Origin of the sequence: Calderihabitans maritimus, assembly GCF_002207765.1 — a bacterium.
In the GTDB taxonomy this organism is placed as follows: domain Bacteria; phylum Bacillota; class KKC1; order Calderihabitantales; family Calderihabitantaceae; genus Calderihabitans; species Calderihabitans maritimus.
Map to the genome: position 1 here is coordinate 11,388 of NZ_BDGJ01000100.1, position 13,564 is coordinate 24,951.

At 44.6% G+C, this 13,564-nt stretch carries 13 protein-coding genes and 3 pseudogenes; 2 read left to right on the forward strand and 14 right to left on the reverse strand.

Features of this window, described 5'->3' with window-relative positions:
* Positions 1 to 611: tyrosine-type recombinase/integrase (locus KKC1_RS16285; RefSeq protein ID WP_088554049.1), on the reverse strand; the 611-nt coding region annotated here is incomplete at its 3' end.
* A 541-nt stretch (positions 612 to 1,152) separates the two neighbouring features.
* Between KKC1_RS16285 and KKC1_RS08560 the strand changes: the two genes are divergently transcribed.
* The gene (locus tag KKC1_RS08560; protein ID WP_088554050.1) at positions 1,153 to 1,434 is read left to right on the forward strand and encodes a helix-turn-helix domain-containing protein; all 282 of its coding nucleotides are present in this window, start codon (positions 1,153 to 1,155) and stop codon (positions 1,432 to 1,434) included.
* A 131-nt stretch (positions 1,435 to 1,565) separates the two neighbouring features.
* On the forward strand, positions 1,566 to 1,811 hold the full coding sequence (locus KKC1_RS08565; protein ID WP_238134248.1) for an AbrB/MazE/SpoVT family DNA-binding domain-containing protein: 246 nt from the start codon (positions 1,566 to 1,568) through the stop codon (positions 1,809 to 1,811).
* Between the two features lie 709 nt (positions 1,812 to 2,520).
* On the opposite strand, the pseudogene KKC1_RS08570 reads toward KKC1_RS08565, so the two are convergent.
* The 13 genes and pseudogenes from KKC1_RS08570 to urtB form a co-directional block, all read right to left on the reverse strand.
* Positions 2,521 to 2,892, reverse strand: a pseudogene (locus tag KKC1_RS08570) (integrase core domain-containing protein); the annotation flags it as partial.
* 230 nt (positions 2,893 to 3,122) lie between these two features.
* Positions 3,123 to 4,208, reverse strand: a pseudogene (locus tag KKC1_RS08575) (IS1634 family transposase); the annotation flags it as partial.
* A 157-nt stretch (positions 4,209 to 4,365) separates the two neighbouring features.
* A pseudogene (locus KKC1_RS08580) lies at positions 4,366 to 5,036 on the reverse strand (helix-turn-helix domain-containing protein); the annotation flags it as partial.
* A 268-nt stretch (positions 5,037 to 5,304) separates the two neighbouring features.
* Positions 5,305 to 6,165: an urease accessory protein UreD gene (locus KKC1_RS08585; protein WP_088554053.1), complete on the reverse strand. Its 861-nt coding sequence runs from the start codon at positions 6,163 to 6,165 to the stop codon at positions 5,305 to 5,307.
* Entirely contained in the window at positions 6,162 to 6,773 is a 612-nt protein-coding gene (gene ureG, locus KKC1_RS08590) for an urease accessory protein UreG (RefSeq protein WP_088554054.1), read from the reverse strand. The genes KKC1_RS08585 and ureG overlap by 4 nt, the downstream gene beginning before the upstream one ends.
* A gap of 13 nt (positions 6,774 to 6,786) precedes the next feature.
* The gene (locus KKC1_RS08595; RefSeq protein ID WP_088554055.1) at positions 6,787 to 7,500 is read right to left on the reverse strand and encodes an urease accessory protein UreF; all 714 of its coding nucleotides are present in this window, start codon (positions 7,498 to 7,500) and stop codon (positions 6,787 to 6,789) included.
* Positions 7,501 to 7,568: 68 nt separating this feature from the next.
* Positions 7,569 to 9,287 (reverse strand): urease subunit alpha, encoded by a 1,719-nt coding sequence (gene ureC / locus KKC1_RS08600; protein ID WP_088554056.1) that lies wholly within the window; start codon positions 9,285 to 9,287, stop codon positions 7,569 to 7,571.
* Entirely contained in the window at positions 9,268 to 9,660 is a 393-nt protein-coding gene (locus tag KKC1_RS17800) for an urease subunit beta (protein WP_088554057.1), read from the reverse strand. Before KKC1_RS17800 ends, ureC begins: the two co-directional genes overlap by 20 nt.
* 10 nt (positions 9,661 to 9,670) lie before the next feature.
* Positions 9,671 to 9,973 carry an urease subunit gamma gene (gene ureA, locus KKC1_RS08610; protein WP_088554058.1) on the reverse strand — a complete coding sequence of 101 codons (303 nt, stop codon included), beginning with the start codon at positions 9,971 to 9,973 and terminating at the stop codon, positions 9,671 to 9,673.
* 42 nt (positions 9,974 to 10,015) lie between these two features.
* On the reverse strand, positions 10,016 to 10,702 hold the full coding sequence (gene urtE, locus KKC1_RS08615; protein WP_088554059.1) for an urea ABC transporter ATP-binding subunit UrtE: 687 nt from the start codon (positions 10,700 to 10,702) through the stop codon (positions 10,016 to 10,018).
* Complete coding sequence (urtD, locus tag KKC1_RS08620) at positions 10,696 to 11,454, reverse strand: urea ABC transporter ATP-binding protein UrtD (protein ID WP_088554060.1); 759 nt, start codon at positions 11,452 to 11,454, stop codon at positions 10,696 to 10,698. The genes urtE and urtD overlap by 7 nt, the downstream gene beginning before the upstream one ends.
* A 12-nt stretch (positions 11,455 to 11,466) precedes the next feature.
* Entirely contained in the window at positions 11,467 to 12,567 is a 1,101-nt protein-coding gene (gene urtC / locus KKC1_RS08625) for an urea ABC transporter permease subunit UrtC (protein ID WP_368731566.1), read from the reverse strand.
* Between the two features lie 13 nt (positions 12,568 to 12,580).
* Entirely contained in the window at positions 12,581 to 13,483 is a 903-nt protein-coding gene (gene urtB / locus KKC1_RS08630) for an urea ABC transporter permease subunit UrtB (protein WP_088554062.1), read from the reverse strand.
* Between the last annotated feature and the right edge of the window lie 81 nt (positions 13,484 to 13,564).

Consider the following 13,564-nt stretch of genomic DNA (forward strand, 5'->3'; position numbering starts at 1 on the left):
AGCGGACCGGGAGCTTCACCTCGGACAGCGAGCCAATTCTTTAACGCTTTTCTCGCCGTAGCGTTAAGCGGCACCTCACGCCGCTTGCTGCCCTTGCCGGAGCGGACTACCACAACGCCGCTGCGCTCCCGGAGAGTAATGTCCTCAAGGGTGAGAGCACATACTTCCGATACCCTTAACCCTGTATGAAGGAGTAGGGTCACTAAAGCAATATCCCGCACCCGCCCGCTTTTCTGCACTGCCCGCATCAACGCTAACTGCTCACGCCGTCCAAGAGCTCGGGGAGCTGACCTTGTTTCCCGCACCGGTTTCACGCCGCTGACAGGATTTTGGGCGGCGTGACCTTGCCCCACCGCCCAGGTGAAGAAAGTAGAAAGAGAAGCTAATGCTCGGTTAATTGTGGCAGGTTTCCGGTTTTGGTTTAACATGTATCGCTTAAATTCTGCAATATCAAGCGGACCAACTGCATCAACCCTAACAGGGTCACCGGTAGTTTCAAAATACCACCGCATAAACTTTTTCAAGTCGCTCAGATATGAACGGATAGTCGCCGGGCTTACATCTTTTTCTCCTCGAAGATAGCCTTCAAAAGCATTTAAAATTTTCTCCATGTTTTGTAACCTCCCATTTTGTGGTATAATTTAGATATACACTTACACGCGCGGGAGGTCCTACTGGACGACGATTATACCGCGTCTGCGATTGCAAGCGGTAGGACCAACGCCCGGTCAGGCAGCGGGGGCCGGGCATACTTAAAAAAACAGCCGGGTAACACCGGCCATTTTTACTTATCCGACATTTTTTTGCAGGCTTACTACCTCAGAATCGGTTAATTATCCGCAAAATTGTGGCCCAAAACGTCGGATAATGCATATTATCTGCAATTTTATACATATCCACACCAAGTTGCTTCGCGTCCTTCGACTACCATGGCAAACTGTTTCGCCAGTACCAAGTCATGTCAACATAGTGACTTGGAAACATATCACTAAAGCAACATGTCACCAAGACAACATAATTACATATCACTATAAAAACAGGCGAAATTCAAAGATATTAGCAGATAATCTCAATAAAATCACCATTTTTTCCAAATAAATAAGCAGGAATAAAACTTATTAATAAAGAATGAGATAATTGAGGTGTTGAAATATGAGTAAAAAGAAACATGAAGTTCTTAATTTAGACCAGGTTCCGGAGGATGAGCCCATCTTCCGCATCTCTGCTGTTGCTCGTATAACGGGAATCAGCACTTCAACTATCCGCTATTACGAATCTCAAGGACTTTTAGAACGGCGCAGCAAAGAAAAAGGCAAGCACCGCTATTATTCAAAGCGTGATATTGAGCGCATCAAGCGAATTCAAAAGCTGCGAAAGGAAAATTGGGAAACTCCTGTAATACGCTACATGCTCGAAAGCACGAAAGAAAAATAACCTGAATTTTACAAATTAACCATTTATACCGGGCGTTTTGAGGTCCTTAAAAAAAAATAAGGAAGCAATAAACTTTGGGTAGTTAAAAAAAACGGCTCTACGGGCTTTCTAGACCATAAGGAGGAAAGTATATGCAATATATGCACTCCACAATCGAAAAGTGGGGTAACGATTATTTTGTAATTCGTATTCCCAAGATATTTGCCGAAAAAGTTGGCTTTTCTGAAGGAACACCTGTTGAACTTCAATTAGATAATAACACTATCATCATCCACCGGAAGCGTTATACTTTAGAAAAGCTCATGTCCCGGGTCACACCTGAAAATATTCACGGCAAAATAGATACCGCCTGTCCGGTCGGGCGTGAAGAATGGTAAAGTGTTGCAACTCCAAAGAGAGAAAAAACTCACGCCGCCGGCGTTATTTCCGGTATATTATTTTGAACAGCGTGAAACAGGCAAAAAGGTTCCCCCTACCCTTGGAAAGTCATCTTATACGCAAACTGAAGACTATGCATACGGCTGGGTTCGCAGCAGCAACTGTTAGCCTTTGCCTTTAAAGCTAAAAGGAGTAGTTTTTTACAACTACTCCCTTACATATAGCTCCTTCATTACTTGCCCGCACTGTCTTAATTAAATCTCTTCCCTGGTATACCTTTTGCCTTTAGCCTTGCCTATACGTTGCTTCCCTGTCTCTTAAAAATGTCAAGTCCCTTTCTTCGCTTTCGCTCCCTAGATATTGCAATCCTACTGGCCATATTCGGCCATATTTACGATTCACGAGCGCCAGTTCTAAGGTTTGATAGAATAAGTTTTATTTTCTTAGACTTGCTAAATTTTGCTTAAAAAATAATGGGTAAAGTAATTACTTCCCTAAAAGGGGCCCATAAAAATTAATTTCTAACATTTTTTAATTTCTATCAGAAATGATATTTTTTTGTGGGTAAATTATACTTTATTAATTTTATTATTTTGAGCTTGTTGAAAATTGATAATCAGCTTAAAGGATTTGAAGAGTATTTGAAATACACATTGTATTGCAAGTAAGTGGTAAAAATCGGTATTAGAACTTTTCTTAAGTGTACAGTTAAGCTTCTTCCTGGACACCAACCGGCTTATCAGCTTCCATTTTTTCCAGATATTCGGTTATAGTCTCAATAGGCCTTTTACCCATATTTCGATAGCCCCTGTGGGGACGTTCAGTGTTGTAATGAATCAACCATTGATCAAGATCAGCCTGTAAAGCCTCTACACTCTCATAAAACTTCTCGCGAAAAGCTACACGGAAAAACTCGTCTAACACCGTACGATTAAATCGCTCTACAAAACCATTGGTCTGGGGTCGACGGACCTGCGTTCGCCGGTGTTCAATGTCGTTTAAAGCAAGATATAGCTCGTAAGGGTGATGATATTCTTTACCGCAATACTCTTTACCGTTATCCGTAAGTATGGCGTCTACTTTAACTTTAGTTTGACACCCGAACCTTGAAAAATCCCGAAAACTCAAGGGTTTGCGGGTATGCAAGGGCCACGTACCACAACACCCAAGTTGCCGTTAACTTTAAACGGGCGGCACAACTTCTACCTGCGATGGGGGTCGAAGCCCCAGTGCCTTGAACGCATCGAAGGCTTTTCCCGTAAGTTCCGTCCGGGCAAGGTAAGTCTGGCCTTCGAGGTTGATCTTCACGGTTTCAGACCATTAGATCTGAGCTTTTCTTCGAGCTTTGCCACCATCGTTTCACGGGCCTTTCTATCACGTTCGGCTTCTTCGGGGTTGTAACAGACGATGTATCGAGTACCTTCATGCAGGACTTCCTTAACCTTGAGGTTCTCTCTGACATTACGGTAACGCCCGGCCCGGCTTAAAACCTCGGCCATGCTCTTGAGCTTCCGCATCCTGACGCCAACAATGTACTCCAGGCCTGAAGCTTCGATCTCTCTGAGAACTCTCTTGCTTACCATACCGCGGTCCCCGACCAGGATAACGCGGCGAATCATAAACCGACCCTTTAGATCATCCATGGCCGCCCGGAAGGTCTTGACATCGGCTGTGTTCCCGGGAAAGACCCGGTGGGCCACAGGGGTCCCGTCCCGGGTCATCAGGATTCCGATCAGGACCTGCATCCGGTCTGACCGGTTATCTTTCGAAAACCCGTATTCAGCCAGACCTTCTGGTCCCTGGCCTTCAAAGTATGTTGAAGTAGTATCCCAAAAGACGAGATCCAACTCAACGTTAAAAAGATCTTTGACCCGGTCGAAGAGCTGAACTTCAATCTGCTCCTTGTGCTCGGCCAAAAAGTCAAGGGACTGGTAGAAATGGTGAAGTTCAAGCTGTTCAAACTCAGGCCGATAGACGGTCTCCAACCACCGTTTCACCCCAAGTTTCGATTGGGGATCGCAAAGACGGTTCAACACCATGGCAAATACGGCTTCTTCCACATTAGTCGTTATCTGCGTGCCGGCGAGAAGCTTTTTCAGAATCCGGTCAAGGCTAAGCTCTTCCCAGAGTCGTCTGAATACGAGGGCAGGGCCTAATTCCTTGGCCCACTTCGCCTCAAGTTCCTTGGCCTGTGCCTGGATCCACTGTCTCCTGGAGAACCTGGCCAGTCCCTCGATGAGTTGGTCAAGACCGTTCTCCTGCAATTCTTCCAGGCGTCCCAGATTCGCCACTATCTCCTGGCGGACCTTGCCATTAACTCGCCGGCCACGGACAATATACAGGTAGGTTCGTGTGCTACCATCTTTGTTCTTGAAAACCTTGGTTCTGATATACATGGCATAACTATTATACCATGAATAGCCACACTACACAAACCATATACTGTAAGACGTAGCACAACATCTCGGCCTTGCCCTGAAACTAAATGCTTATTTTATGCGGTTTCCAGCACATGGGCACTGTTTTTTAGGTTAAACTGTCAAACGTGAGTTTAAGTCCGTATTGCCTGTAGAAAGGCAGTACATCGTTGTGTAGAATAGCTACGCTGCATTCGGGCAGTTTGGTGGTATGTAAAAAGCCGAAAGCATAGCTGCTGTAAGTGTCTACTACTGCCTGCAGGTATACTTTGCCGATACCTTTTAAATGGCCCACATAGAAGGTATCTTGTGCTAATAACTCCCCGGGACGGCTGCTTTCCACATGCCGCTCTCTGAAACAGGGATTAGCCTTTTCAATTAAGGCTATCTGCTCCGGGGTAAGGGTTATTGCTTCTCGAGCTGCTTTTTCTTCCAGCCTGAGAAGGCGTTCATACTTGGTGCCCAGGCCGTTTTTGTGTAAAATGTTTTGGATGGTAGGCGGGCTAACGCTGATTCCCTGCAGTTTAAGCATGTCGCTCAATTTCGCACATCCCCAGCCGGGATGCTGAAGGCTGAGTTCTACGATTTTATCCTGGATTTCCTGAGGTGTGGTTTGAGGATGACTCTTATGGATTGGGGGCAGGTCTTTTAGCCCCTCCAGGCCATGCGTCTGAAAGCGTCTTTTATACTCGTAAAACTGGGTTCTGGATATACCCCTGCGACGGCAGGCCTCGCTTACATTTCCCAGGGCCTCAGCCAGCTCTACACACTTAATCTTTGACGGGCAATTTTTTCTTGTGCATCTATTTTGCTCCCCTTCTGATTGTTTTAATATTACCAGTTAAAGTGTTAGGAGGGAAGCTTAACTGTACAGTACTAGGAATGGAAACAGCAGCAAGAAGCTGAAAACCAAGATTATGCCCATGTAGGTACGAGACTCTACCGTTTTGTTAACCGACCATTTTACCGGAAGTCGTTTTTACAGAAAATATCGGACTTGACCGTAAGATAAGAGTTAACAACTATGTCTTCACAATAAGTAATATTATTCCCCCACTAATATTTTATTTGAATGCTAGTACTTTCTTATTTTGGGAAGAGACCTACCTATTAATTTCCTACGGGCCAGATCCCAGCATTCAGTCAAAGCTCGAGTTAAATGTATACCGCTTGAACTAAGTGCGCGAACAATAATACCATGCTTCCAGGTTAAAGATGCCCCACCAATTATTCCGGGAACGTTTTGTAGAAGAACGTGCAGTAGATCACTTAAGTTCCTGTCTGCTGCATTAGAAAAAATCATAAGCTGGCCATAATGGGTGTATCCTTCGAATATGCCGAATGAGTCAGGTTTAATCTCCTTCGGCCTTAAATCGAGCCAATCATAATAAACAATTTCTCCCTGGTAAAAAACCTTTGTCTTTCTGTTGAAAAAATCGTACTCAAATATTTCTCCTCTTTTCGCCCGACCGGGGAACAATACCTCACCGATAAAGGCAGTACTCCCTTGATTAAGCTTTACCTCCATTTCGCCAGCAAAGCGGGCGCCCGCAAAAGGAATAATCGGTTCTGGAAAATATTCTAACAAAGCTCCTTCCCCTACTTCAAAAAACTCGGTTGCAGAAGCATAATCGCATTCCATGCGGTATACCTTCGTAGCAGCCTGTGAGGTGATAAATGCCTGTGCGCCTGGCTCTAACAATACATCCATGTGATAGCGATCCCCTTGCACAATTCCCCCAGTGGGGTTTAGTACATAGAGGAATATTTCTCCCGTAGAATCCAAATAAAAGGGCTTGGCTATCTTCAATGGTATTAGTCCATAACTATCAGCAATATAAGTATAGCCGTCCTTCATAGCCAACCTGATATAAAGGCGTCCCTCTTTTCCTATTCGAGTTGTATTTAGCGAGTATTTGATCAATTTCTTCCTCATCGTAACTCCCCAAGAAACGCATTCCTCTCAATCCAAGCGGTAACCTTCTCTAACCCTTCTCCTTTAATCAAATTGGTAAAAACAAAAGGCCGCTCGCCCCTCATTTTTTGCGAGTCGCGTTCCATTACTTCTAAACTGGCTCCCACAAACGGTGCGAGATCGATTTTATTAATCACGAGTAAATCCGATTTCGTAATCCCCGGCCCACCCTTACGAGGAATCTTATCACCTGCCGCAACATCTATAACATAAATACTTAAATCAACCAATTCCGGGCTAAAAGAAGCAGCCAGGTTGTCTCCTCCGCTTTCTACGAAAATTAAGTCAAGATCAGGAAATTTATGTAGTAAGAACTCAATAGCTTCCAGGTTCATCGAAGCATCCTCACGGATGGCTGTGTGTGGGCATCCTCCCGTTTCAACTCCCACTACCCGTTCTGATGGAAGGACACCATTTTTGATCAAAAACTCAGCATCTTCTTTAGTATAAATATCGTTAGTCACTACCGCCATATCGTATTTATTTACTAGATGGCGTGTAATCCTTTCAATTAGTAGTGTTTTACCGGAACCTACCGGACCACCTACTCCTATTTTAATTGGCTTCACGTTAATAACCTCCTTATGACATGAATAGACGCGTATAAAGCCTCTCGTGAGCCATGCACCTTATTTCCAGGGCTGGCGCAAAGGCCCCCAAATTTCTTTCCTCTAGGGAAAGTACTTTGTGGGCAGTTTCCATAATTGTTGGGTGAAGCGAAAAAAGAACACCTTGCCCTTCCCTTTGTCCTAAGGGAATTAATTTTATAGCTGCATTGACCATACTTGCAGCAGCATTATAAAGAAAAACTATATTGGTCTGTATAGGTGATAAACCAATGCTTCGTGCGACTAATCCAAAAATCACTGCATGGTGTCCTTGTGCAATGCCTTTATTAACCACCGTGGAATATCTTTCAATCAAAGGACAACCAAAAAGCTGTTCCACCGTTTTCAACATCATTTTGCCTATCCTTAAACTGGCCTCTCTCACCTCGCGAGATGCTTTTAAAGCAGTTATAATTTGATCCAGTTTGACAATTGAATCAAAATTATCATCACTAGCATATTTGTAAGCTAAGCAGGCGGCCAGACAGTCTGTATAGCCCAGCATATAATGTACATATGTTGTCATAAAATCTTTTAACGAAGTAGCTGAACAAATTCTTCCCTCCTGTACGTAAGTTTCCAGCCCATAGGATTGGGTAAAACTACCGATCGGAAACAGAGAGTCTGCTATTTGCAAGGTACAGAGAAGAGTAGAACTATTAATGGTACATTGTTGGTTGACAGACATAACATGCCCTCCGCTCATACCTTTTTAGTACTCAACGCCTTTTTGTAAATTAAGGAAACAAAATAAAATTAGAAAAGGAAATATCGCTGAGCCAATGGCAATTCCTTTACCGGTTCACACGTAACAACCTCTCCGTCTACCTTGACTTCATAAGTTTCGGGATCTACTTCAATAAAAGGAGTAGCATTATTATGGATCATCTGTTCTTTGCTCAAAGAGCGGCAATTGCCAACCGGCACGACTTTCTTTTGAAGCTTAAGCCTCTCTGTAATTCCGTGCTCAAAAGCATACTTGGAAACAAAAGTTAGAGAAGTACTATATATTGCCCGACCGTATCCACCAAACATTATTCTGCTTAGGACAGGTTGTGGCGTAGGGATGGATGCATTGGCATCCCCCATTTGAGCTATGAGAATAATACCGCCCTTAACCACCAACTCCGGTTTCACCCCGAAGAACTTAGGCTTCCATAATACCAGATCTGCTAATTTACCTACCTCTATCGAACCTACATATCTGTCAATACCATGGGTTATGGCCGGGTTTATAGTATATTTAGCTAAATAACGCTTTACCCTAAAATTGTCGTTGTTGCCAGCTTCTTGCGGCAAGCGTCCCCGCTGTTTCTTCATTTTGTCTGCCGTCTGCCATGTCCGCATTATTACCTCCCCTACACGACCCATAGCTTGGGAATCAGAACTCATCATACTAAAGACTCCCAGGTCATGCAGTACATCCTCAGCAGCAATGGTTTCGGGCCGGATACGGGAATCCGCAAAAGCCACATCCTCAGGCACCTTGCTGTCCAAGTGATGGCATACCATAAGCATATCTAAATGTTCTTCCATTGTGTTAATCGTAAATGGCATCGTTGGATTGGTTGACGAGGGGAGTACGTTTGGCTGAGAGGCAATTTTAATGATATCCGGTGCATGTCCCCCGCCTGCCCCTTCGGTATGGTAAGTGTGAATAGTACGGCCGTTAATAGCTCTAACGGTGTCTTCCACAAAACCTGCCTCGTTTAGGGTATCGGTATGAATGGCCACCTGCACGTCATATTCGTCCGCCACTCTGAGGCAACAGTCAATAGCAGCAGGAGTTGTACCCCAGTCTTCATGAAGTTTAAGCCCTACTGCACCGGCCTTCACTTGTTCAACTAATGGCTCAGGGAAGGATGCATTTCCTTTTCCCAAAAAGCCGATGTTTACCGGATATGCATCCGCTGCTTCCAACATACGGTATAGGTTCCAAGGGCCGGGCGTACACGTGGTAGCATTGGTACCAGTAGCAGGACCGGTTCCCCCGCCGATCATCGTTGTGATTCCCGCGCAGAGCGCAGTCTCAACCTGCTGAGGACAAATGAAGTGAATGTGAGTATCCACCCCACCTGGCGTAACAACTAAGCCCTCGCCAGCAATTACCTCAGTACTGGCTCCGATGACCAGGTTCGGGTCTACACCCTGCATAATGTCCGGGTTACCTGCTTTTCCTATACCTACAATTAATCCATCCCTAATTCCGATGTCTGCCTTAACGATGCCCCAGTAGTCAATGATTAAAGCATTAGTAATAACCAAATCTAACGCACCGGCGGCTCTCGTCACCCTTGGTGACTGTCCCATCCCGTCACGGATTACTTTCCCACCACCGAATTTGCATTCATCTCCGTACACCGTGAAGTCTTTTTCTACTTCGACAAACAAATCCGTATCGGCCAAGCGAACCTTATCGCCAACGGTGGGACCAAAGATATCGGCGTATTCTCTTCTACTTAATTTCATCACCATTGCCCGTAACCCCCTCAAAGCCTATCTCCCTAGCCTTTGTTAAGCATTGAATCTTCCGCCTCTCTTCATTAACCGAACCTTGAGTTAGATTATTTAGGCCGTAAACATTCTTCAGGCCAGCTATGGGTACTAGGGTCACCTCTTTCTCCTCTCCCGGCTCAAAGCGAACTGCCGTACCTGCCGGAATGTTCAGCCTCATACCAAAAGTTTTAGCCCGATCAAATTTTAACGCTCGGTTGACTTCAAAGAAATGGAAATGGGACCCAACTTGTACTGGACGGTCACCGATATTAGCCACCGTAATGGTAACCGTGTGACGCCCCTGATTACAAATAATAGGCGAGTCTGCCAGAATGTATTCACCCGGCTTCATTTTTTCACCCCTATCTTATAGGATTGTGAACAGTAACCAGCTTAGTACCATCCGGGAATGTCGCTTCTACCTGGATTTCATCAATCATTTCCGCTACCCCCGGCATAACGTCATTTCTTGTAAGTATTTGGGCACCGAGTTGCATCAGCTCGGCCACCGTTTTGCCGTCTCTAGCACCCTCTAAAATCTCAGCACTAATAAGGGCTACCGCTTCAGGGTAATTAAGTCTTAATCCGCGAGCTCTTCTTTTTCTTGCCAGTTCAGCCGCTAAAAAAATAAGTAACTTCTCCTGCTCCCGCGGCGTCAAACGCATTAACATCTCGCCTCCCCGGTTAATTAACTAGTGAATTAAAGCTTATACCGCCAGGTGTTCTTTCAATTTCTCCAATTCTACGTCCCTAGTCACTCCCTGCAAAACAATTCGCCCATTTTCCATGACATAGAAATAATCCGCCACACCTAATGCAAAATCCAAATACTGCTCAACCAACAGAATGGAGACATTCTTTTTCTTGTTTATCGTCTTTATTACTCTCTTAATATCAGTCACCACAGAGGGTTGAATACCCTCGGTGGGTTCGTCCAAAAGCAAAATTCTAGGCCGTCTAACCAAAGCCCTGGCTATTGCTAACTGCTGTTGCTGTCCCCCGCTAAGATTCCCTCCCATACGGGTTAACAAACTTTTTAACATTGGAAATAGATCTAACACTTCTTCTAAAACAAGGTCATCCCGCTCACTGAGACCCACGCAAAGATTCTCATAAACCGTTAGATATGGAAATATTTCCCTGCCTTGTGGCACATATCCGATTCCGCACCTAGCCCTTCGATCCGGTGGATAAGTAGTGATATCAGCTCCGCCCAGGGTAATTTTCCCTTTCTTTGGGCGCAGCAAGCCCATTATGGCTTTTAACAGAGTAGTCTTTCCCACGCCGTTTCGGCCTATCAGAGAAACAATAGCACCACTGGGAACTTGTAGGTTAACATCATTTAAAACAACGCTTTCACCATATGAAACGCTTAACTGCTCAGCTTTTAGCATGAATTATCCCCACCCCGGCCCAAGTAAACTTCGATCACTTTTGGATCACTTTGTATTCTGGCAACGTTCCCTTCGCTCAACACTTTACCTTCATGCATTACAGTTACCCGCTGGGCAAACTGCCTTACAAATCCCATATCATGCTCGACTACTAAAACGGAACACCTTTGGGAAATAGACTGGAGAAGTTCCCCTATTTTCTGCCTTTCACTCTTGGTTAATCCCGCAACAGGTTCATCGAGCAACAACAACTCCGGGTCTTGAACCAACAACATACCAATCTCCAGGCGCTGTTTTTCACCGTGGGATAACAGGCCAGCCTTAACATGTATCTTGTCGGTTAGCCTTATGTTTTCTAAGGTTGCAATTATTCTTTCTTCTTCTGCTGGAGTTGTCTTATGGAACAAAGCGGAGAGAATTCCCCTCTTTCGGCGCAAGGCAAGATCAAGGTTTTCGTATACTGTGAGATCCGTAAATACCGATGGTGTTTGAAACTTCCTACTAATACCAAGGTTAACCAAGTCATGCTCCTGTCGTTTCCCAATGTCAACTTCCTCTTTAAAAATCACCCTACCCCGGGTCGGCTTTAACTTCCCACAAATTACATCCAACAGTGTGGTTTTGCCAGCCCCGTTAGGACCAATCAGGAAGTGCAGTTCACCGTATCTCATGCAAAAATTCATCTGATTGAGGGCCTTAAATCCGTTGAAACTTACCGTAAGATTTTCCACGTAGATTACTGTCCCAGCCATAACCAACCTCCTTTATCTCCTAGATATTTGAGTAGATTTTCCTATGGATGGAGCGAGAGCTATAGCGGAACCTGTTATCTTCTGAGATTTGTTCAACTTCTTGAAGATCCCCATTACTCCACCAGAAACTAATAAAATAACGGCAATAAACAACAGTCCCTGTAAATATAACCATGCATCCGGGAACGACTCACTCAGGTAACTTTTGGCTCCGTTGACTATTAACGCTCCCAGAATAGCACCGATCAAAGTTCCTCTCCCGCCTACAGCTACCCATATTACCATTTCAATCGACGGTACTACACCTATCATGGCTGGAGATATAATTCCAACTTGAGGAACAAAAAGCGCACCACCTAACCCAGCCAAGCCAGCGGAAAGAGCAAAGGTGAAGACTTTAAACATGACTGTATTGTAACCACAAAATCTAACCCGAGCCTCAGCATCTCTAATAGCAATCAATATCCTGCCAAATCTCGAACCGGTCAACCAACGACACAGGATGTAAACACAGGCCAGACAAATTACCGTTATAAAATACAATGTCGTCTGAGTAGAAGTATCACTCAGAGAAAAACCTAAAATTGTGGAAAAGTTAGTAATACCATTCGTTCCACCGGTGTAGGGTTGCTGACCAACAAGAAGGATAGTAATTACGAGGGCGAGCGCCTGGGTAAGGATAGAAAAATATACACCACGTATCCGGCTGCGAAATATAACAAAACCTATAATAGCGGCAACCATGGCTGGGATTATAACCGAAGCTCCTATCGCAAACCAAGCATAATGAAACGGTTTCCAGAACCATGGAAGTTCTGTCAAACCACTCCAAACCATAAAGTCCGGTAACGCACTGCCAGCTGCCATTAGTTTAAGGTACATAGCCATAGAATAAGCTCCTAGCCCAAAAAACACACCTTGCCCCAAACTTAACATTCCCCCATAACCCCACAGCAAGTCTAAGCTGATGGCGACAATAGCATAAGTTAAAAATTTAGCTAGTAGGCTTAATCGAAAATCAGAGAGAAAAGTAGGAGCTAATAATAAAACAACTATCATCAATCCAAAAAGGAGCCATTCCTTATCCAAACGCAATTTACTCACTGTTACCATCATCTCCCCCCATCTAATCAAGGGTACGTACTTTCAAGGATACTAGTCCTGATGGCTTCCAATGTAAAAATGCTATTACCATGACAAGCGCCAGTACCTTGCCCATGGTAGCCGTACTCCCAAACTCAAAAGTAGTGTTCAGTACACCAATAACTCCTGCTGCGGCAACGGTGCCGATTAATTTTCCAACCCCACCCAATACAACTACCATGAACGCATCGACAATGTAATATGTTCCAATAGATGGCCCGATGGGCCCTAGAAGGCATAGAGCACAACCAGCTACCCCCGCTAAACCGGAACCTATCGCAAATGTGTAAGCATCTATTTTACCGGCTGGGATACCTAAGCAACTTGCCATGGCACGGTTCTGCATCACCGCGCGCATCCTGCAACCAGCAGCCGAATGATACATATAGACGTAGATGCCTACAAGACATACTATGGCAAGGGCAATAATAAACAACCTATTAAGAGGGAGTTGCAAACCGCTCATGACCTCAACACCCCCTTTAAGCCAACTGGGTGTTTTAACCTCGACATTAGGTGCTCCGAAAATGTCACGAGCGATTTGCTGAAAAATCAGGCTAATCCCCCAGGTAGCCAGCAAAGTATCCAGCGGTCGCCCATAAAGAAAGCGGATCAAACCACGTTCCAGCAGAAAACCGAAAAATGCAGATACTAAAAATGATAAAGGAATAGCTACTAGGTAATAGAAATCCAAACTTCCCGGGACATACCTTTCAAAAAGTATTTGCACTACATACGTTACGTAGGCACCAATCATAATTAACTCACCATGGGCCATGTTGATTACGTTCATCAGGCCGAACGTTATGGCGAGCCCCAGTGCTATGAGCAACAAAATGGAACTTACGCTCAGGCTATTGAAAATTTGTAACAGCAATACATCCATGTTATTTACCCCCTCGTATAATTTGATTTAGAAGTTATCATGGAACCTCTATAAGGTTCTTGATAACCGGGTGTGCCTTTG